26 protein-coding genes are annotated in these 24,749 nt (G+C 66.6%); all 26 read right to left on the minus strand.

Features of this window, described 5'->3' with window-relative positions:
- A complete protein-coding gene (gene rpsQ / locus ABT053_RS22005) occupies positions 1 to 282 on the minus strand; it encodes a 30S ribosomal protein S17 (RefSeq protein WP_326635528.1) in 282 nt (93 codons plus the stop codon).
- Positions 275 to 511, minus strand: coding sequence for a 50S ribosomal protein L29 (gene rpmC, locus ABT053_RS22010; protein ID WP_030912909.1), 237 nt, complete (start codon positions 509 to 511; stop codon positions 275 to 277). The genes rpsQ and rpmC overlap by 8 nt, the downstream gene beginning before the upstream one ends.
- A complete protein-coding gene (gene rplP, locus ABT053_RS22015) occupies positions 511 to 930 on the minus strand; it encodes a 50S ribosomal protein L16 (protein ID WP_030912912.1) in 420 nt (139 codons plus the stop codon). Before rplP ends, rpmC begins: the two co-directional genes overlap by 1 nt.
- 2 nt (positions 931 to 932) lie before the next feature.
- Complete coding sequence (gene rpsC / locus ABT053_RS22020; protein WP_344746699.1) at positions 933 to 1,802, minus strand: 30S ribosomal protein S3; 870 nt, start codon at positions 1,800 to 1,802, stop codon at positions 933 to 935.
- Positions 1,802 to 2,155 (minus strand): 50S ribosomal protein L22, encoded by a 354-nt coding sequence (gene rplV / locus ABT053_RS22025; RefSeq protein ID WP_030912916.1) that lies wholly within the window; start codon positions 2,153 to 2,155, stop codon positions 1,802 to 1,804. Before rplV ends, rpsC begins: the two co-directional genes overlap by 1 nt.
- Positions 2,156 to 2,231: 76 nt before the next feature.
- Positions 2,232 to 2,510: a 30S ribosomal protein S19 gene (gene rpsS / locus ABT053_RS22030; RefSeq protein WP_012887835.1), complete on the minus strand. Its 279-nt coding sequence runs from the start codon at positions 2,508 to 2,510 to the stop codon at positions 2,232 to 2,234.
- Positions 2,511 to 2,521: 11 nt separating this feature from the next.
- Entirely contained in the window at positions 2,522 to 3,358 is an 837-nt protein-coding gene (gene rplB / locus ABT053_RS22035) for a 50S ribosomal protein L2 (RefSeq protein ID WP_329089941.1), read from the minus strand.
- Positions 3,359 to 3,449: 91 nt separating this feature from the next.
- Entirely contained in the window at positions 3,450 to 3,752 is a 303-nt protein-coding gene (gene rplW, locus ABT053_RS22040) for a 50S ribosomal protein L23 (protein WP_030912923.1), read from the minus strand.
- On the minus strand, positions 3,752 to 4,399 hold the full coding sequence (gene rplD / locus ABT053_RS22045) for a 50S ribosomal protein L4 (protein ID WP_350970956.1): 648 nt from the start codon (positions 4,397 to 4,399) through the stop codon (positions 3,752 to 3,754). Before rplD ends, rplW begins: the two co-directional genes overlap by 1 nt.
- Entirely contained in the window at positions 4,396 to 5,049 is a 654-nt protein-coding gene (rplC, locus tag ABT053_RS22050; protein WP_329089937.1) for a 50S ribosomal protein L3, read from the minus strand. The genes rplD and rplC overlap by 4 nt, the downstream gene beginning before the upstream one ends.
- Positions 5,050 to 5,063: 14 nt before the next feature.
- Entirely contained in the window at positions 5,064 to 5,372 is a 309-nt protein-coding gene (rpsJ, locus tag ABT053_RS22055) for a 30S ribosomal protein S10 (protein ID WP_030912931.1), read from the minus strand.
- Positions 5,373 to 5,706: 334 nt separating this feature from the next.
- Positions 5,707 to 6,900, minus strand: a complete 1,194-nt coding sequence (gene tuf, locus ABT053_RS22060; RefSeq protein WP_350970957.1) for an elongation factor Tu — start codon at positions 6,898 to 6,900, stop codon at positions 5,707 to 5,709.
- Between the two features lie 230 nt (positions 6,901 to 7,130).
- Positions 7,131 to 9,179: an elongation factor G gene (gene fusA / locus ABT053_RS22065; RefSeq protein WP_440071015.1), complete on the minus strand. Its 2,049-nt coding sequence runs from the start codon at positions 9,177 to 9,179 to the stop codon at positions 7,131 to 7,133.
- 87 nt (positions 9,180 to 9,266) lie between these two features.
- Positions 9,267 to 9,737 (minus strand): 30S ribosomal protein S7, encoded by a 471-nt coding sequence (rpsG, locus tag ABT053_RS22070; RefSeq protein WP_012887827.1) that lies wholly within the window; start codon positions 9,735 to 9,737, stop codon positions 9,267 to 9,269.
- A 2-nt stretch (positions 9,738 to 9,739) separates the two neighbouring features.
- Positions 9,740 to 10,111 (minus strand): 30S ribosomal protein S12, encoded by a 372-nt coding sequence (gene rpsL / locus ABT053_RS22075; protein WP_012887826.1) that lies wholly within the window; start codon positions 10,109 to 10,111, stop codon positions 9,740 to 9,742.
- 615 nt (positions 10,112 to 10,726) lie between these two features.
- Positions 10,727 to 14,614: a DNA-directed RNA polymerase subunit beta' gene (locus ABT053_RS22080; protein WP_350970959.1), complete on the minus strand. Its 3,888-nt coding sequence runs from the start codon at positions 14,612 to 14,614 to the stop codon at positions 10,727 to 10,729.
- Positions 14,615 to 14,641: 27 nt separating this feature from the next.
- Positions 14,642 to 18,109, minus strand: coding sequence for a DNA-directed RNA polymerase subunit beta (gene rpoB / locus ABT053_RS22085; protein WP_350970960.1), 3,468 nt, complete (start codon positions 18,107 to 18,109; stop codon positions 14,642 to 14,644).
- A gap of 443 nt (positions 18,110 to 18,552) precedes the next feature.
- Positions 18,553 to 19,077, minus strand: coding sequence for a hypothetical protein (locus tag ABT053_RS22090; protein WP_350970961.1), 525 nt, complete (start codon positions 19,075 to 19,077; stop codon positions 18,553 to 18,555).
- Positions 19,074 to 19,601 (minus strand): Rv1363c family protein, encoded by a 528-nt coding sequence (locus ABT053_RS22095; RefSeq protein WP_350970962.1) that lies wholly within the window; start codon positions 19,599 to 19,601, stop codon positions 19,074 to 19,076. The genes ABT053_RS22090 and ABT053_RS22095 overlap by 4 nt, the downstream gene beginning before the upstream one ends.
- 248 nt (positions 19,602 to 19,849) lie before the next feature.
- On the minus strand, positions 19,850 to 20,236 hold the full coding sequence (rplL, locus tag ABT053_RS22100; protein WP_350970963.1) for a 50S ribosomal protein L7/L12: 387 nt from the start codon (positions 20,234 to 20,236) through the stop codon (positions 19,850 to 19,852).
- 84 nt (positions 20,237 to 20,320) lie between these two features.
- The gene (gene rplJ / locus ABT053_RS22105; protein WP_350970964.1) at positions 20,321 to 20,845 is read right to left on the minus strand and encodes a 50S ribosomal protein L10; all 525 of its coding nucleotides are present in this window, start codon (positions 20,843 to 20,845) and stop codon (positions 20,321 to 20,323) included.
- 345 nt (positions 20,846 to 21,190) lie between these two features.
- Positions 21,191 to 22,021, minus strand: a complete 831-nt coding sequence (locus ABT053_RS22110) for an SCO4651 family lipoprotein (protein WP_350970965.1) — start codon at positions 22,019 to 22,021, stop codon at positions 21,191 to 21,193.
- Positions 22,022 to 22,165: 144 nt separating this feature from the next.
- Positions 22,166 to 22,879, minus strand: a complete 714-nt coding sequence (rplA, locus tag ABT053_RS22115; RefSeq protein ID WP_344746619.1) for a 50S ribosomal protein L1 — start codon at positions 22,877 to 22,879, stop codon at positions 22,166 to 22,168.
- 172 nt (positions 22,880 to 23,051) lie between these two features.
- Complete coding sequence (gene rplK, locus ABT053_RS22120; protein ID WP_329089910.1) at positions 23,052 to 23,483, minus strand: 50S ribosomal protein L11; 432 nt, start codon at positions 23,481 to 23,483, stop codon at positions 23,052 to 23,054.
- Between the two features lie 146 nt (positions 23,484 to 23,629).
- Positions 23,630 to 24,418, minus strand: coding sequence for a transcription termination/antitermination protein NusG (gene nusG, locus ABT053_RS22125; protein WP_329089908.1), 789 nt, complete (start codon positions 24,416 to 24,418; stop codon positions 23,630 to 23,632).
- Positions 24,419 to 24,495: 77 nt separating this feature from the next.
- The gene (secE, locus tag ABT053_RS22130; protein ID WP_329089906.1) at positions 24,496 to 24,744 is read right to left on the minus strand and encodes a preprotein translocase subunit SecE; all 249 of its coding nucleotides are present in this window, start codon (positions 24,742 to 24,744) and stop codon (positions 24,496 to 24,498) included.
- Positions 24,745 to 24,749: the final 5 nt, after the last annotated feature.

A 24,749-nucleotide genomic window follows, 5' to 3' on the forward strand; every position in this document is an offset into this window, starting at 1 on the left:
CTACTTGGCCTTCTCGAGGATCTCGATGACCCGCCAGCGCTTGCTGGCGGACAGCGGCCGGGTCTCCATCAGGAGGACACGGTCGCCGACACCGCAGGTGTTGGCCTCGTCGTGCGCCTTGTACTTGGTCGTCCTGCGGATGACCTTGCCGTACAGGGGGTGCTTGACGCGGTCCTCGACAGCGACCACGACAGTCTTGTCCATTTTGTCGCTGACGACCAGACCCTCACGGGTCTTGCGGTAGTTCCGCGTCTCGGTCGTGGTTTCCGTGGCCTCAGCCATCGATCGACTCCTTCTCTACCGTGACGATTCCGAGCTCCCGCTCGCGCATCACGGTGTAGATACGGGCGATCTCGCGGCGGACGGCACGCAACCGCCCGTGGCTCTCCAACTGACCGGTCGCTGCCTGGAAGCGGAGGTTGAACAGCTCCTCCTTGGCTTCCTTCAGCTTCGTGACCAGGGTGTCCTGGTCTTCCACCCGCAGCTCACCGGCGGTCAGGCCCTTAGCCATCACGCCTCACCCACTTCACGCTTGACGAACCGGCACTTCATCGGCAGCTTGTGCATCGCACGCCGCAGGGCCTCGCGAGCCACCGGCTCGGCGACACCCGACAGCTCGAACATGATGCGGCCGGGCTTGACGTTGGCGATCCACCACTCCGGCGAACCCTTACCGGAACCCATGCGGGTCTCGGCGGGCTTCTTCGTGAGGGGGCGGTCCGGATAGATGTTGATCCAGACCTTTCCGCCACGCTTGATGTGACGGGTCATCGCGATACGAGCCGACTCGATCTGGCGGTTGGTCACGTAGGAGTGCTCAATCGCCTGGATGCCGAACTCGCCGAACACGACCCTGGTGCCGCCCTTGGCGGCGCCGTGACGGTCGGGCCGGTGCTGCTTGCGGTGCTTGACCCTGCGCGGGATCAGCATGGTCAGCTCCCTTCAGCACCCGGCTGCGCAGCCGGGCCGGTCTCGGGGGCGGCCTGCGAGGCCGCCTCGTTCCTGGGGGCGGAGGCGCGGTCGCCACGGCCGGCACCGGCGCCACGACGGGCGCCACCGGCGCCGCCGCCACGACGGGGACGGTCGCCGCCACCGGCACCGGGGCCGCGACGGTCGTCGCGGTCACGGCGCTGGCCGGCGCGAGCACCGGCGGCGGCCGCCTCGCGCTCGGCGCGGCTGGTCGGGGCCTCACCCTTGTAGATCCACACCTTCACGCCGATACGGCCGAAGGTGGTGCGGGCCTCGTACAGGCCGTAGTCGATGTCCGCGCGGAGGGTGTGCAGGGGCACGCGGCCCTCGCGGTAGAACTCCGAACGGGACATCTCGGCGCCGCCGAGACGACCGGAGCACTGCACCCGGATGCCCTTGGCGCCGCTCTTCATCGCCGACTGCATCGCCTTGCGCATGGCACGGCGGAACGAGACACGGCTGGACAGCTGCTCGGCCACACCCTGGGCGACGAGCTGAGCGTCGATCTCAGGGTTCTTGACCTCGAGGATGTTCAGCTGGACCTGCTTCTTGGTCAGCTTCTCGAGGTCACCGCGGATCCGGTCCGCCTCGGCGCCGCGGCGGCCGATGACGATGCCCGGACGGGCGGTGTGAATGTCGACCTGTACCCGGTCGGTGGTCCGCTCGATCTCCACCTTGGAGATGCCGGCCCGCTCCATGCCCTTCTTGAGCATGCGGCGGATCGCCACATCCTCGGCAACGTACGACTTGTAGAGCTTGTCGGCATACCACCGGCTCTTGAAGTCGGTCGTGATGCCGAGGCGGAACCCGTGCGGGTTAACCTTCTGACCCACTAGCGGGTCCTCCCCTTCGGCTCGCGGGACTCCACGATCACGGTGATGTGGCTGGTCCGCTTGTTGATCCGATAGGCACGACCCTGAGCACGGGGACGAAACCGCTTCAGCGTCGGGCCCTCGTCGACCCAGGCACGGCTCACGAAGAGCGTGTCACGGTCGAGCTTGAAGTTGTGCTCCGCGTTGGCAATGGCGCTCGAGAGCACCTTGTACACGGTCTCGCTCGCCGACTGGGGAGCGAACTGCAGCACGGCCTGCGCCTCCGAAGCGGGCAGCCCGCGAATGAGGTCCACCACACGGCGGGCCTTCATGGGCGTGTGGCGCGCGAACCGCGCCTGAGCCCTGGCTTCCATCGCTTACTCCTCTTACCCTTCGTTTTGTCCGAGTCCGTCTCGCCCGGTGAGGCTCGACGTCCTCGTCCTGAGGCGCTTATCGCCGGCTGCGGCGGTCTTCCTTGACGTGGCTGCGGAAGGTTCGCGTGGGAGCGAACTCGCCGAGCTTGTGGCCGATCATCGACTCGGTGACGAACACCGGGACGTGCTTGCGGCCGTCGTGAACGGCGATCGTGTGACCGAGCATGTCGGGCACGATCATGGAGCGCCGCGACCACGTCTTGATGACGTTTTTGGTGCCCTTCTCGTTCTGGACATCCACCTTCTTCTGAAGGTGGTCGTCCACGAAGGGACCCTTCTTAAGGCTACGTGGCATTTTGGCTGCTCCTACCGCTTCTTCCGCTTGGTACGACGGCGGATGATCAGCCGGTCGCTGGCCTTGTTCGCCGCACGAGTACGACCCTCGGGCTTGCCCTTGGGGTTGACGGGGTGACGACCGCCGGAGGTCTTACCCTCACCACCACCGTGCGGGTGGTCGACCGGGTTCATCGCGACACCGCGGACGGTGGGGCGCTTGCCCTTCCACCGCATGCGGCCGGCCTTGCCCCAGTTGATGTTGGCCTGCTCGGCATTGCCGACCTGGCCGATCGAGGCCCGGCAGCGAACATCGACCTGGCGCATCTCACCGGAGGGCATACGCAGCGTGGCGTACTGGCCCTCCTTGGCGAGGAGCTGGATCTGCGCGCCGGCGGACCGGCCCAGCTTGGCGCCACCGCCCGGACGGAGCTCCACCGCGTGGATGAAGGTACCGGTCGGGATGTTGCGCAGCGGGAGGCAGTTACCCGGCTTGATGTCGGCCGTGGGGCCGTTCTCGATGTTGTCGCCCTGCTTGAGGCCGGTGGGGCAGAGGATGTAGCGCTTCTCCCCGTCGGCGTAGTGCAGCAGCGCGATGCGGGACGTGCGGTTCGGGTCGTACTCGATGTGAGCGACCTTGGCCGGGATCCCGTCCTTGTCGTGACGCCGGAAATCGATGATCCGGTAGGCGCGCTTGTGGCCACCGCCCTGGTGACGGGTGGTGACTCGGCCGTGGACGTTACGGCCACCCTTGCTGTGCAGGGGTGCAAGCAGCGACTTCTCGGGCGTGCTGCGCGTGATCTCGGCAAAGTCCGAGACGCTGGCGCCGCGGCGACCCGGGGTCGTCGGCTTGAGTTTACGGATGCCCATCTTTTTCGTTCATCCTTCGTCGGTTAATCCGGTCGAATGCCCCTCACCAGGCGGTGAGGGGCTTTCTCCCTGTACTTACTGAGCGAGCGCGTCAGCCGATCTGGCCGAAGATGTCAATCCGGTCGCCCTCGACCAGGCTGACGATGGCTCGCTTGGTGGCCGGGCGCTGGCCGTAGCCGAACCTGGTCCGCTTCCGCTTGCCCTGGCGGTTGATGGTGTTGACGCTGGCGACCTTGACACCGAAGATCTTCTCAACGGCGATCTTGACCTGCGTCTTGTTGGCCGTCTTCCGCACCAGGAACGTGTACTTGTTGTGCTCGTCGATCAGGCCGTAGCTCTTCTCGGAGACAACCGGCTTGATGATGATGTCGCGCGGGTCGGCGATCTTCTCCATCAGGCGTCTTCCTTCCCGCTCTTGCTCAGACGCGCCACGATCTGGTCGTAAGCGTCCTGAGTGAAGACGACGTCGTCGTAGCAGAGCACGTCGTAGGTGTTGAGCTGCCCGGCGTCCAGGAGGTGGACCTCGGGAGCGTTGCGCAGGCTCAGCCAGCTGAGCTCGTCACCCTCGTCGACGACGACCAGGACGCTGCGGGCCTTGGTGAGCCTGCGAAGCGACTCGAGAGCCGCCTTGGTCTTCGGGGTCTCCCCCTCGACCAGACCGCTGACCACGTGAACGCGGCCGCCGGTCGCCCGGTCGGACAGGGCACCGCGCAGGGCGGCGGCCTTCATCTTCTTGGGAGTCTTCTGCGAGTAGTCGCGCGGGACCGGGCCGTGGACGGTGCCACCGCCGGTGAACTGCGGGGCGCGGGTCGAACCCTGGCGGGCGCGGCCGGTGCCCTTCTGGCGGTACGGCTTCTTGCCGCCGCCTCGGACCTCACCGCGGGTCTTCGCCTTGTGGGTGCCCTGCCGGCGAGCGGCGAGCTGGGCCACGACGACCTGGTGGATCAGCGGGATGTTGACCTTCGTCCCGAAGATGTCCTCCGGCAGGTCGACGGTCCCGGCCTTCTCGCCCTTCACGTCGAGGACGTCAATGGTGCTCACTTGGCAGCCCCCTTCTTGGCGGCGGTGCGGACCAGGACCAGGCTGCCGTTGGCACCGGGGATCGCACCCTTGATCAGGATGAGGCCCTTCTCGGCGTCCACGGCGTGAACCTTGAGGCTCTGGACGGTCGTGCGGACGTTGCCCATCCGGCCCGCCATGCGCACGCCCTTGAAGACGCGGCCGGGGGTGGCGCAGCCACCGATGGAACCGGGCGAACGGTGCTTGCGCTGCGTACCGTGCGAGGCGCCGAGGCCCTTGAAGCCGTGGCGCTTCATGACACCCGCGAAACCCTTGCCCTTGCTCTTGCCCGTCACGTCGACGAACTGGCCGGCCTCGAAGGTGTCGGCGAGGAGCTCCTGGCCCAGGGTGTAGTCGCTCGCGTCGTCGGTGCGGATCTCCGCGAAGTAACGGCGCGGGGTGATGTCGTGCTTGCGCAGGTAGTCGCCGAGCGGCTTGTTGACCTTCCGCGGGTCGACCTGGCCGAAGCCAAGCTGGACGGCGGTGTAGCCGTCCTTCTCGGCGGTGCGGACGCGGGTCACGACGCACGGGCCAGCCTCGACGACGGTCACCGGGACCATCCGGTTGTCCGCGTCGAAGACCTGGGTCATGCCGAGCTTCTTGCCCAGGACGCCCTTGATCTTGTTAGCCATGTCAGTGCGTTCCCTCAGAGCTTGATCGAGATGTCAACGCCGGCGGGAAGGTCGAGTCGCATGAGCGAGTCGACCGTCTTCGGCGTCGGGTCGATGATGTCAATCAGCCGCTTGTGCGTGCGCATCTCAAAGTGCTCGCGGCTGTCCTTGTACTTGTGCGGCGAGCGGATGACGCAGTACACGTTCTTCTCGGTCGGCAGCGGCACCGGGCCCGCGACCTTGGCGCCAGTCCTTGTCACCGTCTCGACGATCTTCTTGGCCGAGACGTCGATGACCTCGTGGTCATAGGCCTTGAGCCGAATGCGGATCTTCTGTCCCGCCATAATGGCCTCGGTGTCCTTCACTGTCGTCTGAAAAAGTTACGTGCGGCCTGTTGCCGCTGTGTCATGGCCGGGCCCGTCGGGGACGGTCCCGCCACGTCGTGCCGGAGCACGTCTCGCCCTGGGGCGGCGTTCTCCGCACATGCCCCACGTAGCAGACGCTGTGAGTCCGCGCTTTCTTCCGTGATCTGGCAATTAGTTCGGTCATCCTTCGGCCGAACCAACTGCGAGATCACGGTTCGTGGGGTCCTGCCAGGTCCCGCGCCCTGCGGCGCGGTCCCCTCGTGGGGAGGCGGCCGGCCCTGCTTCGAGGGCCGACCGCCGCTCCGCGATCGTACTACTTGATGATCTTGGTCACTCGACCCGCACCGACGGTGCGGCCACCCTCACGGATGGCGAACTTGAGACCGTCCTCCATCGCGATGGGCTGGATCAGCGCGACGTTCATCTCCGTGTTGTCGCCGGGCATGACCATCTCGGTGCCCTCGGGGAGGTTCACCACGCCGGTCACGTCGGTCGTACGGAAGTAGAACTGCGGGCGGTAGTTGTTGAAGAACGGGGTGTGGCGGCCGCCCTCGTCCTTGCTCAGGATGTAGACCTGGGCCTCGAACTCGGTGTGCGGGGTGGTCGTGCCCGGCTTGATGATGCACTGGCCGCGCTCGACGTCCTCGCGCTTGATGCCACGGAGGAGCAGGCCGACGTTGTCGCCCGCCTGGCCCTCGTCGAGGAGCTTGCGGAACATCTCGACACCGGTGACCGTGGTGGTGGTCTTGGTCTCCTTGATGCCGATGATGTCGACGGTCTCGTTGACCTTGACGACACCGCGCTCGATACGGCCGGTGACGACCGTGCCGCGACCGGTGATCGAGAAGACGTCCTCGATCGGCATCAGGAACGGCTTCTCGGTCTCACGGGTCGGCTCGGGGACGTTCTCGTCCACGGCGGTCATGAGCTCGATGATCGAGTCGCCCCACTTGGCGTCGCCCTCGAGCGCCTTCAGCGCCGAGACGCGGACGACCGGCAGGTCGTCGCCGGGGAACTCCTGGGCCGAGAGAAGCTCGCGGACCTCGAGCTCGACGAGCTCCAGGATCTCCTCGTCGTCCACCATGTCGGACTTGTTGAGGGCCACGACGATGTAGGGGACGCCGACCTGGCGGGCCAGGAGGACGTGCTCCTTCGTCTGCGGCATCGGACCGTCGGTGGCGGCGACCACGAGGATCGCACCGTCCATCTGAGCCGCGCCGGTGATCATGTTCTTCACGTAGTCGGCGTGACCGGGGCAGTCCACGTGGGCGTAGTGGCGCTTCTCGGTCTGGTACTCGACGTGCGCGATGGAGATCGTGATACCACGAGCCTTCTCCTCGGGCGCCTTGTCGATCTTGTCGAACGGGGTCGCCTCGTTGAGGTTCGGGAAACGCTCGTGGAGCACCTTGGTGATCGCCGCGGTCAGAGTGGTCTTGCCGTGGTCGATGTGCCCAATGGTGCCGATGTTTACGTGCGGCTTGGTCCGCTCGAACTTGGCCTTGGCCACTGCTCTCTCCTTAGAGATTCTGACGTGACTTGCGTCTTCATATTCGGGCTTGGGGAGGCCGGCTCCTGTTCGGAACCGGCCGGCGAGAGACATCCCGCCCCGCACCCCTCCGGTGGCGGGAAGACGATCGTCTCCCCGCACTCGGAACGGTGCCGGACTTACTCGCCCCGCACCCCTCCGGTGGCGGGGCGGCGATCTCCTCGCCTCCCCGCACTCGGAACGGTGCTGGACTACTCGCCCCGCACCTTCGCGACGATCTCCTTGGCGATGTGCGCAGGCACTTCCGCGTAGGAGTCGAACTGCATGCTGTAGCTCGCGCGTCCCTGCGTCTTGCTACGGAGGTCTCCCACGTAGCCGAACATCTCGGAGAGCGGCACGAGCGCCTTGATGATCCGGGCGCCGGAGCGCTCGTCCATCGCCTGGATCTGCCCGCGGCGACCGTTGAGGTCACCGATGACGTCACCCATGTAGTCCTCGGGCGTGGTGACCTCGACGGCCATCATCGGCTCCAGGATTACGGCGTCCGCCTTGCGCGCGGCCTCCTTGAAGGCCATCGAGCCAGCGATCTTGAAGGCCATTTCGGACGAGTCCACCTCGTGGTAGGCACCGTCCTGCAGGGTGACCTTGACCCCGACCATGGGGTATCCGGCGAGAACACCGAACTCGGCCGCCTCCTGGGCGCCCGCGTCGACCGAGGGGATGTACTCCCTCGGGATGCGGCCACCAGAGACCTTGTTCGAGAACTCGTAACCGTCGTTGCCCTCGCCCAGCGGCTCAATGTCGATGATGACCTTGGCGAACTGGCCGGAACCACCGGTCTGCTTCTTGTGGACGTAGTCGACCTTCTCCACCTTGCGGCGGATGGTCTCCCGGTAGGCCACCTGAGGCCGGCCGATGTTGGCCTCGACCTTGAACTCGCGGCGCATCCGGTCGACGAGGATCTCCAGGTGGAGCTCGCCCATACCCCAGATGACCGTCTGCCCGGTCTCGTCGTCACGACGGACCTGGAAGGACGGGTCCTCCTCGGCCAGACGCTGGATCGCGGTGCCCAGCTTCTCCTGGTCGCCCTTGGTCTTGGGCTCGATGGCGACGCTGATGACCGGCGCCGGGAAGTTCATCGACTCCAGGACCACGGGGTGAGCCGGGTCCGACAGGGTGTCACCGGTGGTGGTGTCCTTCAGACCCATCACGGCGACGATCTGACCGGCGACCGCCGACGGGCGCTCTTCGCGCTTGTTGGCGTGCATCTGGTAGATCTTGCCGATCCGCTCCTTGCGGCCCTTCACCGAGTTGACCACGGCGGTGCCGGTCTCGAGCGTGCCCGAGTAGATGCGGATGTAAGTGAGACGGCCGAGGTGCTGGTCGCTCATGATCTTGAAGGCGAGCGCGGAGAAGGGCTCGTTCACGTCGGCGTGACGCTCGATGACCTCCTCCTCCTTGCCGACCGCGTGGCCCTTGAAGGCCGGGATGTCGATCGGGGCGGGGAGGTAGGCGACGATCGCGTCGAGCAGGGGCTGGACGCCCTTGTTCTTGAACGCGGTGCCGGTCAGGACCGGGTTGATGGCGCTGGCCAGCGTGGCGCGGCGGATGGCCGCGACCAGCTGCTCCTCGGTGGGCTCGACGCCCTCCAGGAAGAGCTCCATCAGCTCGTCGTCGTTCTCGGAGACCGTCTCGACGAGCTTGTCACGCCACTCGCGAGCGATCTCGGCGTGCTCGGCCGGGATGTCGACGGTCTCGTACATCTCGCCCTTGGCCGCCTCGGCGCTCCAGAGCAGGCCCTTCATCTTGACCAGGTCGATGACGCCCTTGAAGTCGGCCTCGACGCCCCAGGGAAGCTGGATGACGGCGGGGGTCGCGTTCAGGCGGCTGATCATCATGTCGACGCAGCGGTGGAACTCCGCGCCGACCCGGTCCATCTTGTTGACGAAGCAGATCCTGGGCACTTCGTAGCGGTCGGCCTGACGCCAGACCGTCTCGGACTGCGGCTCGACACCGGCGACGCCGTCGAACACGGCGACGGCACCGTCGAGGACGCGGAGCGAGCGCTCCACCTCGATCGTGAAGTCCACGTGGCCCGGCGTGTCGATGATGTTGATCGTGTGGCCGAGCCATTCGCAGGTCGTGGCAGCGGAGGTGATGGTGATACCACGCTCCTGCTCCTGCTCCATCCAGTCCATCGTGGCTGCGCCCTCGTGGACCTCACCGATCTTGTAGTTGATACCGGTGTAGAACAGGATGCGCTCGGTCGTCGTGGTCTTGCCCGCGTCGATGTGGGCCATGATCCCGATGTTACGGACCTTGGCCAGGTCAAGAGCGGTCGTGGTGGCCACTTCTCTCGCGTCCTCGTCGTCTCGTCGAACCCGCTGTTACCAGCGGTAGTGGGCGAAGGCCTTGTTGGACTCGGCCATCTTGTGGGTGTCCTCGCGCTTCTTGACGCTTGCGCCGAGGCCGTTGCTGGCGTCGAGCAGTTCGTTCATGAGGCGCTCGGTCATGGTCTTCTCGCGGCGGGCGCGGGAGTACTGCACCAGCCAGCGCAGGGCCAGGGTGGTGCTGCGCGCCGCGCGCACCTCTACCGGGACCTGGTAGGTCGCGCCACCGACACGGCGGCTGCGGACCTCGAGGGTGGGCTTGACGTTGTCCAGCGCGCGCTTCAGGGTGACGACCGGGTCGTTGCCGGTCTTCTCCTTGGCGCCTTCGAGGGCGCCGTACACGATGGACTGGGCGATGGATCGCTTGCCGTCCAGGAGCACCTTGTTGATGAGGGCGGTGACCAGGGGCGAGTTGTGAACCGGGTCAGCCATGAGCTGACGACGGCCAGGAGAACCCTTGCGAGGCATTCCTACTTCTCCTTCTTCGCGCCGTAACGGCTACGGGCCTGCTTGCGGTTACGGACACCCTGGGTGTCGAGCGAGCCGCGGATGATCTTGTAGCGAACACCCGGCAGGTCCTTCACACGACCACCACGGACGAGCACGATGGAGTGCTCCTGGAGGTTGTGGCCGACACCGGGGATGTAGGCCGTGACCTCGATGCCGTTGGTGAGCCGGACACGCGCGACCTTGCGGAGGGCGGAGTTCGGCTTCTTCGGGGTCGTGGTGTAAACGCGCATGCAGGTGCCGCGTCGCTGAGGGCTGGCCTTGAGCGCCGGGGTCTTGGTCTTGGTGACCTTGTCCTGGCGGCCCTTGCGGACCAGCTGCTGAATCGTGGGCACCGCGTCTCCGTTCGTGCTAGCCGGTAATTCGAATGTTGTGCATTTTGCAGGTACTGCCGGTGTCATGACCTGCGGTTCTTTCATCCCCTCCGACCCACGCGGTCGGGCGTGTCGCGTAGGTTCCGCGCCACATCCCGGTTAAGGCCGGTCCGGTGGAGGAGGCCACGCGGCGCCTCTGCCGACTCCCCAACGGGAAACCTGTCGACGCGCACGCATGAAGGCCCATGAAGACATGGGCACGAAGGAAAAGACTACCCAGCCCAACGCAACACGTCAAAACGGTTGCGCCCGCCAGGCGTCGGCGTTCGTGTCATGACTCCCGCGATCGGTTTCCGACCGACCGCTTCTGGGTCCGTGTCGAGTTTACCCGCCGCGAAGCACTTCTCCGGCCGTTCTCCGCATTAACGTACGGCTTTCGCCGCAACATTCCGGTCAAGAAAGGTCCACATCCCCAGCTACCGGGCCCGCGGTAAGGAAACGCGACGGCCCCGGGGGGAGACAGCCGGAGGGGAAGGCGGCCGGAGGGGAAAAGGCGACGGCGCCCGGCCCCCTTGCAGGGACCGGGCGCCGCCCGTGACCACTCAGCGTTCGCGCCGCTCAGCGGTGTCGTACCGCCTAGCGGTTGTACTGACCGAAGTCGTACTCCTCCAGCGGCACGGCCTCGCCGGAGCCCGAGCCGAAGGTGTAGTCGGCCGCGGAGCCGTCGTAACCGCCGACGGTGTACATGGCGGCCTTCGCCTCCTCGGTGGGCTCGACCCGGATGTTGCGGTACTGGGGCATGCCCGTACCGGCCGGGATGAGCTTTCCGATGATGACGTTCTCCTTGAGGCCGAGCAGCGAGTCCGACTTGGCGTGGATCGCCGCGTCGGTGAGCACTCGGGTCGTCTCCTGGAAGGACGCCGCGGACAGCCAGGACTCGGTGGCGAGCGAGGCCTTGGTGATGCCCATCAGCACCGGGCGCCCGGAGGCCGGCGTGCCGCCCTCCGCCACGCACTCGCGGTTGATGCGCTCGAAGCGCGGCCGCTCGACGAGCTCACCGGGCAGCATGTCGGCGTCGCCGGACTCCAGCACGTTCACGCGCTTGAGCATCTGCCGCACGATGATCTCGATGTGCTTGTCGTGGATCGACACACCCTGCGAGCGGTAGACCTGCTGGACCTCCGCCACGAGGTGCAGCTGCACGGCCCGGGGGCCGAGGATGCGCAGCACCTCGTTGGGGTTGACCGCACCGGCGATCAGCTGCTGGCCGACCGTGACGCGCTGCCCGTCGGAGACGAGCATCCGCGACCGCATCGACACCGGGTACGCGACCTCCTCGGAACCGTCGTCCGGGACGATCACGATCTTCCGCGTCTTGTCGGTCTCGTCGATGCGGACCCGGCCCTCGGCCTCGCTGATCGGGGCGACGCCCTTGGGGACGCGCGCCTCGAAGAGCTCCTGCACACGGGGCAGACCGTGGGTGATGTCGGCACCCGCCACACCACCGGTGTGGAAGGTACGCATCGTCAGCTGGGTGCCGGGCTCGCCGATCGACTGGGCGGCGATGATGCCGACCGCCTCGCCGACGTCCACGAGCTTGCCGGTCGCGAGCGAGCGGCCGTAGCAGGTGGCGCAGACACCGATCTTGGCCTCGCAGACGAGCGCGCTGCGGGTCCTGACGGTCTCCACACCGGCCTCGACCAGCGCGGTGACGTGGATGTCGTTGATGTCGACGCCCACCGGCACGATGATCTTGCCGTCCACCTCCACGTCCTCGGCGAGGATGCGGCCGTGCACGTTGCTCTCGGCGTTCTCCGCCTTGACCAGGTTGCCCTGGGCGTCGCGCTCGCCGACGTGCAGCGGGACGCCGCGGTCGGTGCCGCAGTCGATCTCGCGGACGATGACGTCCTGCGCGACGTCCACCAGACGACGGGTCAGGTAGCCCGAGTCGGCGGTCCGCAGCGCGGTGTCCGCCAGACCCTTCCGCTGGCCGTGGGTGGAGATGAAGTACTCCAGCACCGACAGGCCCTCGCGGAACGAGGCCTTGATCGGACGCGGGATCGTCTCACCCTTGGTGTTGGACACCAGGCCGCGGATGCCGGAGATCTGCCGGACCTGCATCAGGTTTCCTCGGGCGCCCGACTGGACCATCATCCAGACCGGGTTGGTCTTCGGGAACGCCTTCTGCATGTCGTCGGTCACGTCACTGGTCGCGTGCGTCCAGATCTCGATGAGCTCCTGACGGCGCTCCTCGTCCGTGATCAGACCGCGCTCGTACTCACGCTGGACCTTGTCGGCCCTGCGCTCGTACGTCTCCATGATCTCGGCCTTGTTCGGCGGCGCGATGACGTCCTCGATGGAGATCGTCACACCGGCCCTGGTCGCCCAGTAGAACCCGGCGTCCTTGAGGGCGTCGAGCGCCGCGGCGACCTCGACCTTGGGGTACTTCTCGGCGAGCTCGTTGACGATGACCGACAGCTGCTTCTTGCCGACCTGCGAGTTCACGTACGGGTAGTTCGCCGGCAGGGTCTGGTTGAACAGGCAACGGCCCAGGGTGGTCTCCAGGCGGTAGCTGTCACCCGCCTCCCAGCCCTCGGGACCGGCCCAGCCGCGGGGCGGCGGGACGTCGCCCTTCATGCGGATCTGGATCAGCGACTGGATGTCCAGCTCGCGGCGGTCGAAGGCCATGAGCGCCTCCGACACCGAGCCGAAGACCCGGCCCCTGCCGACGCCGTTCTCGTCCTCGTCCTTGAGCGTGGTCAGCGAGTAGAGGCCGATGATCATGTCCTGGGTGGGCATGGTCACGGGCTTGCCGTCGGCCGGCTTGAGGATGTTGTTCGTCGACAGCATCAGGATGCGGGCCTCGGCCTGCGCCTCGGCCGACAGCGGCAGGTGCACGGCCATCTGGTCACCGTCGAAGTCCGCGTTGAACGCGGTGCAGACGAGCGGGTGGATCTGGATGGCCTTGCCCTCGACCAGCTGCGGCTCGAAGGCCTGGATGCCCAGGCGGTGCAGGGTCGGCGCGCGGTTGAGCAGCACGGGGTGCTCGGTGATGACCTCTTCGAGGACGTCCCACACGACCGGCCGGGCACGCTCGACCATCCGCTTGGCCGACTTGATGTTCTGCGCGTGGTTCAGGTCGACCAGGCGCTTCATCACGAACGGCTTGAAGAGCTCCAGCGCCATCTGCTTGGGCAGACCGCACTGGTGCAGCTTCAGCTGCGGGCCGACGACGATGACCGAACGGCCGGAGTAGTCGACTCGCTTGCCCAGCAGGTTCTGGCGGAACCGGCCCTGCTTGCCCTTCAGCATGTCGCTGAGGGACTTCAGGGGACGGTTGCCGGGCCCGGTGACCGGACGGCCGCGGCGGCCGTTGTCGAACAGCGCGTCGACGGCCTCCTGGAGCATCCGCTTCTCGTTGTTCACGATGATCTCGGGGGCACCGAGGTCGAGAAGCCGCTTGAGGCGGTTGTTGCGGTTGATCACCCGGCGGTACAGGTCGTTCAGGTCCGAGGTCGCGAACCGGCCACCGTCGAGCTGCACCATCGGGCGCAGGTCCGGCGGGATGACCGGGATGCAGTCGAGGACCATCCCGTTGGGCGAGTTGCGGGTGTTCAGGAACGCCGACACGACCTTGAGACGCTTGAGCGCGCGGGCCTTCTTCTGGCCCTTGCCGCTGCGGATCGTCTCGCGCAGGTTCTCGGCCTCGAGGGCGAGGTCGAAGTTGGTCAGACGCTCCTGGATGGCCTGGGCGCCCATGCCACCGCGGAAGTAGCGGCCGAAACGGTCGCGCATCTCGCGGTAGAGGAGCTCGTCGCCCTCGAGGTCCTGGACCTTGAGGTTCTTGAAGCGGCTCCAGACCTCGTCCAGCCGGTCCAGCTCGCGCTGGGCCCGGTCGCGCAGCTGCCGCATCTCACGCTCGGCGCCCTCGCGGACCTTGCGGCGCTGGTCGCCCTTGGCGCCCGCGGCCTCGAGCTCGGCCAGGTCGGTCTCCAGCTTGCGCTGGCGGGCCTCGATGTCGGCGTCACGGCGCTGCTCGATGTGCTGCCGCTCGACGGAGATCTTCGCCTCCAGCGACGGCAGGTCACGCTCGCGCATTTCCTTGTCGACGTGCGTGATCATGTAGGCCGCGAAGTAGATGACCTTCTCGAGGTCCTTCGGGGCCAGGTCGAGCAGGTATCCCAGACGGGACGGGACACCCTTGAAGTACCAGATGTGCGTGACGGGCGCGGCCAGCTCGATGTGGCCCATCCGCTCACGACGCACCTTGGCGCGAGTCACCTCGACGCCACAGCGCTCACAGATGATGCCCTTGAAGCGGACGCGCTTGTACTTGCCGCAGTAGCACTCCCAGTCGCGGGTCGGACCGAAGATCTTCTCGCAGAAGAGTCCGTCCTTCTCGGGCTTGAGCGTCCGGTAGTTGATCGTCTCGGGCTTCTTCACCTCGCCGTGCGACCACTGGCGGATGTCGTCGGCGGTCGCGAGGCCGATCCGAAGCTCGTCGAAGAAGTTGACGTCGAGCACTATGTAATCCCCTCCTCAGCTTCTAGATCAGACCTCTTCGACACTGCTCGGCTCACGCCGGGACAGGTCGATGCCGAGCTCCTCCGCGGCGCGGAAGACGTCCTCGTCGGTGTCGCGCATCTCGATGGACATGCCGTCGCTGGAGAGCACCTCGACGTTCAAGCACAGCGACTGCATTTCCTTGATGAGCACCTTGAACGACTCCGGGATGCCCGGCTCGGGAATGTTCTCGCCCTTGACGATCGCCTCGTAGACCTTCACGCGGCCCAGGACGTCGTCGGACTTGATGGTGAGCAGCTCCTGCAGGGCGTAGGCGGCGCCGTACGCCTCCAGGGCCCAGACCTCCATCTCACCGAAGCGCTGGCCGCCGAACTGGGCCTTACCGCCGAGCGGCTGCTGGGTGATCATGGAGTACGGGCCGGTCGAACGAGCGTGGATCTTGTCGTCGACCAGGTGGAGCAGCTTCAGGATGTAGATGTAGCCGACGGAGATCGGGTGCGGGAACGGCTCCCCGGAACGGCCGTCGAACAGCTGGGCCTTTCCGTTCGCGCCGACCATGCGCCCGCCGTCCCTGTTGACCAGGGTGTTGTCGAGCAGACCGATGATCTCTTCCTCGTTGGCACCGTCGAACACCGGCGTGGCCATGTTGGTGCGCGGGTCGACCTCTGCGAAGCCCTTGTCGCGCAGCCGCTCGGCCCAGGCCTCCTGGATGCCGGTGATGTCCCACCCTCTGGCGGCGATCCACCCGAGGTGGGTCTCCAGGACCTGGCCGACGTTCATACGGCCGGGCACGCCCAGGGGGTTGAGGATGATGTCGACGGCGGTGCCGTCCTCGAGGAACGGCATGTCCTCGACCGGGAGGATCTTGGAGATGACGCCCTTGTTGCCGTGCCGGCCGGCCAGCTTGTCGCCGTCGGTGATCTTACGCTTCTGGGCCACGTAGACGCGGACCAGCTCGTTGACGCCGGGGGGGAGCTCGTCGCCCTCCTCGCGGCTGAACACGCGGACGCCGATGACCTTGCCCTGCTCGCCGTGCGGCACCTTCAGGGAGGTGTCACGGACCTCGCGGGCCTTCTCACCGAAGATCGCGCGGAGCAGGCGCTCCTCGGGGGTGAGCTCGGTCTCGCCCTTGGGCGTGACCTTGCCGACGAGGATGTCGCCGGGGACGACCTCGGCGCCGATGCGGATGATGCCGCGCTCGTCGAGGTCGGCCAGGACCTCCTCGGAGACGTTCGGGATGTCCCGGGTGATCTCCTCGGGGCCCAGCTTGGTGTCGCGGGCGTCGACCTCGTGCTCCTCGATGTGGATCGAGGAGAGGACGTCGTCCTGCACCAGGCGCTGGGAGAGGATGATCGCGTCCTCGTAGTTGTGGCCCTCCCACGGCATGAACGCCACGAGGAGGTTCTTGCCCAGGGCCATCTCGCCGTCGTCGGTGCAGGGACCGTCGGCGACGACCTGGTTCACCTCGATCCGGTCGCCTTCCTTGACGATCGGCTTCTGGTTGAAGCAGGTGCCCTGGTTGGAGCGCTTGAACTTGGCGACCCGGTAGGTCGTGCGGGTGCCGTCGTCGTTCATCACCGTGACATAGTCGGCGGAGACCTCCTCGACCACGCCCGCCTTGTCGGCGGTGATGACGTCGCCGGCGTCGGTCGCGGCACGGTACTCCATGCCGGTGCCGACCAGCGGCGCCTCGCTCTTGAGCAGCGGCACCGACTGGCGCTGCATGTTGGAGCCCATGAGCGCGCGGTTGGCGTCGTCGTGCTCCAGGAACGGGATCATCGCGGTCGCCACGGACACCATCTGGCGTGCCGAGACGTCCATGTAGTCGACCTCGTTGGCGCGCAGGGACTCGAACTCCCCGCCCTTCCTGCGGACGAGCACGCGCGGCTCGAGGAACGTTCCGTCGGGACCGATCGGCGTGTTCGCCTGGGCGATGACGTGCCGGTCCTCCTCGTCCGCGGTCAGGTAGTCGACCTGGTCGGTGACCCGGCCCTCGACGACCTTGCGGTAGGGGGTCTCGACGAACCCGAAGGAGTTGACCCGGCCGAAGGACGCGAGCGAGCCGATCAGACCGATGTTCGGTCCTTCCGGGGTCTCGATCGGGCACATGCGGCCGTAGTGCGACGGGTGGACGTCACGGACCTCGAAGCCGGCCCGCTCACGGGACAGACCACCGGGGCCCAGCGCGGACAGACGACGCTTGTGCGTCAGGCCGGCCAGGGGGTTGGTCTGGTCCATGAACTGCGACAGCTGGGAGGTGCCGAAGAACTCCTTGATCGACGCCACGACCGGGCGGATGTTGATCAGGGTCTGCGGCGTGATCGCCTCGACGTCCTGGGTCGTCATCCGCTCGCGGACGACGCGCTCCATGCGGGCCAGGCCCAGGCGGACCTGGTTCTGGATGAGCTCGCCCACCGTGCGCAGACGGCGGTTGCCGAAGTGGTCGATGTCGTCGGTCTCGACGACGATCTCACCGTTGGCGCCGGGCATCTCGACCTCGCCGGCGTGCAGCCGGACGATGTACTCGATGGTGGCGACGATGTCGTCCTCGGTGAGCGTGCCCTGGGTGATCTCGCTGTCGACCCCGAGCTTCTTGTTGATCTTGTATCGGCCGACCTTGGCGAGGTCGTAGCGCTTGGAGTTGAAGTACAGGTTCTCCAGCAGCGTCTGCGCCGACTCCTTGGTCGGCGGCTCGCCCGGGCGCAGCTTGCGGTAGATGTCGAGCAGCGCGTCGTCCTGGCCGGCCGTGTGGTCCTTCTCCAGGGTGGCGCGCATGGACTCGTACTGACCGAAACGCTCGAGGATCTGCTCGCTGGTCCAGCCGAGCGCCTTGAGCAGGACAGTGACGGCCTGCTTGCGCTTGCGGTCGATGCGGACACCGACGCTGTCGCGCTTGTCGATCTCGAACTCGAGCCAGGCGCCCCGGGAGGGGATCACCTTGCATCCGTAGAGGTCCTTGTCGGAGGTCTTGTCGACACTGCGGTCGAAGTAGACGCCCGGGGACCGGACCAGCTGGGAGACGACGACACGCTCGGTGCCGTTGATGATGAAAGTGCCCTTGCCGGTCATGAGCGGGAAATCGCCCATGAACACGGTCTGGCTCTTGATCTCACCAGTGGTGTTATTGATGAACTCCGCCGTGACGAACATCGGGGCGGAGTAGGTCATGTCCTTGTCTTTGCACTCATCGACTGAGTACTTGGGCGGCTCGAACCGGTGATCGCGGAACGACAGGGACATGGTCCCGGAGAAGTCCTCGATGGGACTGATCTCCTCGAAGATCTCTTCGAGGCCCGACTGGGCCGGAACGTCCTTGCGCCCGGCCTGGCGAGCCGCCTCGACCCGCCCCTTCCACTTCTCGTTGCCGAGCAACCAGTCGAAGGACTCGGTCTGAAGAGCGAGAAGGTCAGGAACTTCTAGCGGCTCCTGAATTCGTGCGAAAGACACACGACGGGGACCGGCGGGTACGGCGAAGGCGTTGCGCGAGGCTGCCAACAGATGTCCTTCCGAGGGCTCGCGGCGGACTGACTACACGCACGCCAGACGACCATGCATCAGAGCACCAAAAGAAGCGGGTCGTCAAAGGGCAGCGCAAAGGGGCAGTGTAGCCGAACGGCATACACCTGTCCACTTCAGTCTCGCTGCAAGCTCCACGTTGGTCGCAGCATCGCCCGTCAGAGCCGAAACGTCAAGCCCGGGAGCTGACATTTCGGCCGTGAGATAGCCGAGACCCTGGGAGTTTTCCCACCGGGTGACCTGCGTACACCACAAGACCGGAGACGATGTCCGACCTGGTGCGGCTGACGCTGAGTCACCCGGCGGATCGAACGCTAGCCGAGGGATCGACTGACGATCGACGCTGCCATGGCCGATGTACCCAACCGCGTGCCCAACCTAAACCAAGCCTTTACTAACAATTGGGTAAAGCGACACGCCGATCAAGGTGGTGGAGGGTCTCCGAGCAGCGTGGACAGCTCCGAGACCAGCCAGCGCGAATCCTTCTTGACCATGATGAATCTGGCCCGGTTCTGGCTGACGACCCGGCGGGGCTGCTTCTCGCCCTCGGGGGTCCTGACGGTGCTCATGCTCATGAAGAGCAGCACCTCGACCCTGCCGAAGTCGCCGGACTCCACCGACTCCACCCCGGCGCCGGTCACCGCGGCCTGCTGCACCGTCTTCTGCCTTCTCGCCTGCGGGGCCATGCTCCTGGCCAGCTGCCGGTAGTGCAGGCTGAGCGCCCCGGTGGTGTATCCACCCGCTCTTGCGAAATCCTGTTCGATCGTACGATAGTCGTACGACAGCATGTCGGGGGCGACCGCGCGGGCGGCGGCGAGCGCCTCCCGCCCCGCCGTCTCGTCCGCCCGCAACCGGCTCAGGTCGGTGAACATGATCCACACGACCGCCGCGAGCGCGAGGGCGACGGCGACCATGAGCCCGATCGCCAGCCGGGAGGCACGTCTCACAGCACCAGCTCCGCCCTGGACACCAGCCAGGCTCCCCCCACCTTGGTCACTTCCATGTTCCACCGGTAGAACCGCTCCTGCGGGGCGTCCTCGCTCCCGTCGCGCCGGACCACCGCGTCGCCCACCACCATCACCTGGGCCGTGCTCCCCCGCAGCGAGACCAGCCCGGAGGCCCGCAGCGCGCCCGTCTGGAGGATCTTGTCCTTGACCGTGCTCCTCTTGAGCTCCGCGGCGGTCCTGACGTACTCGGCCCTGGCCGCCCCCGTGGAGGTGCCGAGGATGCGCCCGATGTCGTCGTCGACGCTCCTGTAGCCGACGGAGAGCAGATGGACGGCGTGGGCCCCCGCGGCCCGCAGGGCCGCCTGCCGGTCGTCAGCGGCCGTCTGGGCGTCGCGCAGGGTGGCACCGACCCAGAACGCGGCGACGAGCAGACCCACGATCAGCACCCCCAGCACCGGCCCGGCGATCCTGAGCGGGCGGCGGGAGCGGCGCGAGCGACGGGGGCGGGTGGCGTGCACTGCCATGCGTCTCTCCCATCGCACGGTCTGCGGAACGCGGGCCGGCGAGCGCGGCTGCTTCGCCGCCCGGGACGGCATGCTCCCCGATCGCCGGATCATAACCCGCCGCGCAGATCCGCATAACGGCCTTCGCCCACATGCCCCGGGCCATTTCCCCTCGCCCCGCCCGAGCGCGTACGAACCGGCCGGACCTGGAAACGCGAAAAGAGCGGGCCACCGGCACCAGGTGGACCCGCTCTTTCCGATGAGATGAACTACTTGACGGTCACCGAAGCGCCGGCGCCCTCGAGGGCGGCCTTGGCCTTCTCGGCCTGCTCCTTGTTGACCTTGCCGTCGAAGACGGACTTGGGAGCGCCGTCGACGAGGTCCTTGGCCTCCTTGAGGCCCAGGCTCGTCAGGGCGCGGATCTCCTTGATGACCTGGATCTTCTTCTCGCCGGCACCCTCGAGGATGACCTCGAACTCGTCCTGCTCCTCGACCTCTTCGACAGCGGCCGCACCGGGGGCGGCGGCGGCGACGGCGACGGGGGCAGCGGCCTTGACGTCGAAGGTCTCCTCGAAGAGCTTCACGAAGTCGGACAGCTCGAGGAGAGTCATCTCCTTGAAAGCGTCGAGCAGCTCGTCGGTGCTGAGCTTCGCCATGATGGTTCCTCCATACGGATCTGAACTACTAAAGAAAGTCGGGACCGCGGTTTGCGTTAATCCCCTGTGACCGCCTGCGCGGACCTACTCGCCGGCGCCTTCGCGCTTGGCGCGCAGGGCCTCGGCCAGCTGAGCCATGTTGGTGGGCAGCGCGTTGAAGACGGCGGCCGCGTGGCCCTGCTTCGCCTTCAGTGCGCCGGCCAGCTTCGCGAGGAGAACCTCACGCGACTCGAGGTCGGCAAGCTTGCTGATCTCGTCCGGCGTCATCGACCTGCCGTCGACGACACCGCCCTTGATGATCAGGAGGGGATTGGCCTTGGCGAAGTCACGCAGACTCTTGGCAGCCTCGACCACGTCGCCGTTGACGAACGCGATCGCCGACGGACCCGCGAGCAGGTCGTCGAGCTGGTTGAACCCGGCCTCGTTGGCCGCGATCTTGGTCAGCGTGTTCTTCACCACGGCGAACTTCGCATTCTCACCGAGGGAAATGCGCAGCTGCTTGAGCTGGGCAACGGTGAGACCGCGGTATTCGGTCAGAACGGCAGCATTGGAGCCGTCGAAGCTGCTCTTCAGCTCAGCGACAGCCGTTGCCTTTTCTGCCTTCGCCATGGGCCTCCTTCCAGATGTGCCGCCGGGGCAAAGGGCCCGGGAAAGCGAACAAGCCCCGGCGCAGGCGCACGGGGCTCACATGAGGAGGTCAGTCCAAATGAAAACTCACATCACAACCTACGCGGGCCGTCCACTGACGTGGATCCTTAAATCGTCAGGCCATGCGGCTTGACGACGACCGGCGGTCTTCGGCGTTGACAGCTTACGTCCTGTCGTCCCGAATGCCAACTCGGAGCCCCGCCCGACGGAGGACCGCGGAGAAGTAATGGAGGACCACGGAAAAGGACCACGGAAAAGGATCGCGCCCCCGGCCGGTGGGCCGGGGGCGCGATCCTCGGGGAAACGTCAGTTTCCGCCGCGGTGCTCGGGCAGGTCGCCCACCTGGTCGGCGGGCGGGGCGGTGATCTCCACGGGCTCGTTGAAGCCCTTGAAGAACGCCGTCAGGTTGAACGTCGCCTCTTTCTCGGTACCGCTGAGGGTGACCTTGCGAGGCAGGCTCTGGGCGTCGGCCCAGAGGTCGAACTTCACGTTCTTGGCCTGCGAGAGCTGCTCCTGGAGCTTCTCACGCTTGGCCGGGTCGACCAGCTGGGCGGCCTCGGCGACCGGGAAGGTGCCGCTGTAGTGGGTCGTGTCGACCCCGCCGACCGTCTCGGTGCCGACCGCCTTGACGTCCTTCGACGCGGTCAGCAGCTTGACGGTGCCCGCCAGGTCGAACTGCTGGGCCTGGTCCATGAACTTCCTGATCTCGGACTGCCCCTTGGCGTCGAGCTCGCTGAGCGACACCTTGGTCCACGGCTTGGTGACGCCCGCGAACCGGTTGAGGAGCTCGGACTTCACGTAGACCGTGTCGCCCGACAGGATGGCCCGTGCCCCGCCGGGCACGTTCTGCCCGCCGAAGGTGATCGTGTCGAGCCTGATGTCCGTGGCCAGCTGGGGCTTGCTCTGGTAGAGCATGCTGCCCTGGACCTTGCCCGACTGCTTCTCGCCGCCGCTGGCGTCGAGAACGACGTCCGCGGAGTAGGAGGTGACCTCTTCGGCCTTCTGCGCGCTCTGCTGCACCGCGTCCGCCGCGGCGAGTTTTACGTTTCCGAGGGAACCGGTGCCCTGTGCACCGCATCCCGCGACCGCGACGAGCGCGGCCGCTCCCAGTGCAACTACGGGAGCCAATCGGCGCATTTCGTCTTCCACCCTTTCGTTCCCCCGAGGATCCTGACTTACGACACTACGCGTCGGCAAAGCCGGGCGCGTCGTCCGGGAGAACGAAGAAGGCCTCAACCGAATGGCCATTCGGTTGAGGCCTTCCGCGGAAGACGTCTGCTATCAGGCGTCGAGCTCGGCGGTCAGCGCCCGCGTCTGGTTGGGGTCGACCTGGATGCCGGGGCCCATGGACGTGGAGAAGACGACCTTCTTGACGTAGCGTCCCTTGGCCGCGGACGGCTTGAGACGCAGCACCTCGTCGAGGGCGGCGGCGTAGTTCTCGATGAGCTGGCGCTCGCCGAAGGACACCTTGCCGATGATGAAGTGCAGGTTCGCGTGCCGGTCGACACGGAACTCGATCTTGCCGCCCTTGATGTCGGTGACGGCCTTGCCGACGGCCGGGGTCACGGTGCCGGTCTTGGGGTTCGGCATCAGGCCACGGGGGCCGAGCACGCGGCCCAGGCGGCCGACCTTGCCCATGAGGTCCGGGGTGGCGACGACGGCGTCGAAGTCGAGGCGGCCCTTGGCGACCTCGTCGATCAGCTCGTCGGCACCGACGATGTCGGCGCCCGCGGCGCGAGCCTCCTCGGCACGGTCACCGGTCGCGAAGACCAGGACCCGGGCGGTCTTGCCGGTGCCGTGCGGGAGGTTGACGGTGCCGCGGACCATCTGGTCGGCCTTGCGGGGGTCGACGCCCAGCCGCAGGGCCACCTCGACGGTGGCGTCGAACTTGGCGACGTTGGTGTCCTTGGCCAGCTTGGCCGCCTGGGCCGGGCTGTACAGGGTCTCGCGGTCGACCTGCGCCGCTGCGGCGCGGAATCCCTTGCTGCGCTTCACTTGCTCACTCCTGTGGATCCGAGTGTCCGTGGTGCGGGCCTGCGCAGGCCCCTCCACTTACTTCGACGTTGGATGTTCGCGCGATCGAGATCGCGCTCGCCGCCGGTCCTCGCCGGTCTCGCGGACGCTTTCGCCGCCACGAGATCGCCGCCGGGCCGTACGGCCGACGGTGCTAGTCGACGATCGTGATGCCCATCGACCGGGCGGTGCCGGCGATGATCTTCTCGGCCGCCGCGACGTCGTTGGCGTTGAGGTCCTGCATCTTGGTCTCGGCGATCTGGCGCAGCTGCTCCTTGGTGAGCTTGCCCACCTTGTCCTTCTGCGGGACGGCCGAACCCTTGGCGACACCGGCGGCCTTCTTGATCAGCTCAGGCGCCGGGGGCGTCTTCGTGACGAAGGTGAAGGTGCGGTCCTCGTAGATGGTGATCTCGACGGGGATGATGTTGCCGCGCTGGGCCTCGGTGGCAGCGTTGTACTGCTTCACGAATTCCATGATGTTGACGCCGTGCGGACCGAGGGCGGTACCGACCGGCGGCGCGGGCGTGGCCTGGCCGGCGGGGAGCTGGACCTTGACCAGCGCGGCGAACTTCTTCTTAGGAGGCATGCTTCTCTCCGGGTCCTTGCTTCTCTGAACGATGTTCCAGATCCCCGCGACAGCGGGGCCCACGGCGGGCGCACGTCGGCCGGTGCCGTGGGCGTGGAACAATCCCCGCGACCGCGGGGCAGACTGATGAAGTCTACGCGACCGGTTTAGATTTTCGAGACCTGGTTGAACGAGAGCTCGACCGGGGTCTCGCGACCGAAGATCGACACGAGCACCTTGAGCTTCTGCGACTCGGCGCTGATCTCGCTGACCGTGGCGGGCAGCGTGGCGAACGGGCCGTCCATGACGGTGACGGACTCGCCGACCTCGAAGTCGACCGTCGCGGCGGAGGCCTTCGCGGTGGACTTCTTGACCTCTTCCGAGGGCTCCGGCGCGAGCAGCTTGGCGACCTCTTCGAGGCTCAGCGGGCTCGGCTTGTTGGAGAGGCCCACGAAACCGGTCACACCGGGCGTGTTACGCACCGCGGACCAGGACTCGTCGGTGAGCTCCATCCGGACCAGCACGTAGCCGGGCAGCACCCGCTCCTTGACCAGCTGGCGCTTGCCGCTCTTGATCTCGGTCACGTGGTGGGTGGGCACCTCGACCTGGAAGATGTAGTCCTCCATGTTGAGGGACTGCGTGCGGGTCTCGATGTTCGACTTCACGCGGTTCTCGTAGCCGGCGTAGGAGTGGATGACGTACCACTCGCCGAACAGGCTCCGCAGGTGCCGCTTGAACTCCTCGACCGGGTCGACGTCGGGAAGGACGTCACCGTCCTCGTCGACGGCGCCGGCCGGGGCCTGCTCGGCCTCGGTTTCGGCGTCGGCGTCGGTTTCGGCGTCGACGTCCTGCCCGTCGGACTCGTCAAGCGAATCCTCGGTGACGTCGACGGCCTTCTCCAGCTCGTCCTCGCGCTCTTCGCGGGACTCGCCGGCCGACTGTGCAGACTCGGACACGGTGCTCTTTCTCTTTTCGTCGATGGCTTGTGGACTCGTCCGCGGGGCTGACGCGCCCGCTGGAGAGAGACCGCGGCTCAGGCTCCGCCGAAGATTCTCAGCACGCCCTCGGTGAACAGCGCGTCCAAAGCCGACACGATCCCGACCATGATCAGAACGAAGACCAGGACGATGATGGTGTACGAAATGAGGTCTTTGCGCGTAGGCCAGATGACCTTACGCAGCTCTGCGACCACCTGCCGGTAGAAAAGGGCGGGAGAAGTGCGCTTAGTCTTCTTCTCACCGCTCGGCTTGTCTGCGGTTTCGCCGCGCGTGTCGATCGCCACAGTCC

It is taken from the genome of Streptosporangium sp. NPDC002524 (assembly GCF_040295985.1).
Classification (GTDB): Bacteria; Actinomycetota; Actinomycetes; order Streptosporangiales; family Streptosporangiaceae; genus Streptosporangium.

Excerpts from the sequence above, each read along its gene's own strand:
- rpsQ (WP_326635528.1), bottom strand. The coding sequence starts at position 282 with ATGGCTGAGGCCACGGAAACCACGACCGAGACGCGGAACTACCGCAAG.
- rpmC (WP_030912909.1), bottom strand. The coding sequence starts at position 511 with ATGGCTAAGGGCCTGACCGCCGGTGAGCTGCGGGTGGAAGACCAGGAC.
- rplP (WP_030912912.1), bottom strand. The coding sequence starts at position 930 with ATGCTGATCCCGCGCAGGGTCAAGCACCGCAAGCAGCACCGGCCCGAC.
- rplV (WP_030912916.1), bottom strand. The coding sequence starts at position 2,155 with ATGGAAGCCAGGGCTCAGGCGCGGTTCGCGCGCCACACGCCCATGAAG.
- rpsS (WP_012887835.1), bottom strand. The coding sequence starts at position 2,510 with ATGCCACGTAGCCTTAAGAAGGGTCCCTTCGTGGACGACCACCTTCAG.
- rplB (WP_329089941.1), bottom strand. The coding sequence starts at position 3,358 with ATGGGCATCCGTAAACTCAAGCCGACGACCCCGGGTCGCCGCGGCGCC.
- rplW (WP_030912923.1), bottom strand. The coding sequence starts at position 3,752 with ATGGAGAAGATCGCCGACCCGCGCGACATCATCATCAAGCCGGTTGTC.
- rplC (WP_329089937.1), bottom strand. The coding sequence starts at position 5,049 with ATGGCTAACAAGATCAAGGGCGTCCTGGGCAAGAAGCTCGGCATGACC.
- rpsJ (WP_030912931.1), bottom strand. The coding sequence starts at position 5,372 with ATGGCGGGACAGAAGATCCGCATTCGGCTCAAGGCCTATGACCACGAG.
- fusA (WP_440071015.1), bottom strand. The coding sequence starts at position 9,179 with ATGGCCCACATCGACGCGGGCAAGACCACGACGACCGAGCGCATCCTG.
- rpsG (WP_012887827.1), bottom strand. The coding sequence starts at position 9,737 with ATGCCTCGCAAGGGTTCTCCTGGCCGTCGTCAGCTCATGGCTGACCCG.
- ABT053_RS22095 (WP_350970962.1), bottom strand. The coding sequence starts at position 19,601 with ATGGCAGTGCACGCCACCCGCCCCCGTCGCTCGCGCCGCTCCCGCCGC.
- rplL (WP_350970963.1), bottom strand. The coding sequence starts at position 20,236 with ATGGCGAAGCTCAGCACCGACGAGCTGCTCGACGCTTTCAAGGAGATG.
- rplJ (WP_350970964.1), bottom strand. The coding sequence starts at position 20,845 with ATGGCGAAGGCAGAAAAGGCAACGGCTGTCGCTGAGCTGAAGAGCAGC.
- ABT053_RS22110 (WP_350970965.1), bottom strand. The coding sequence starts at position 22,021 with ATGCGCCGATTGGCTCCCGTAGTTGCACTGGGAGCGGCCGCGCTCGTC.
- rplK (WP_329089910.1), bottom strand. The coding sequence starts at position 23,483 with ATGCCTCCTAAGAAGAAGTTCGCCGCGCTGGTCAAGGTCCAGCTCCCC.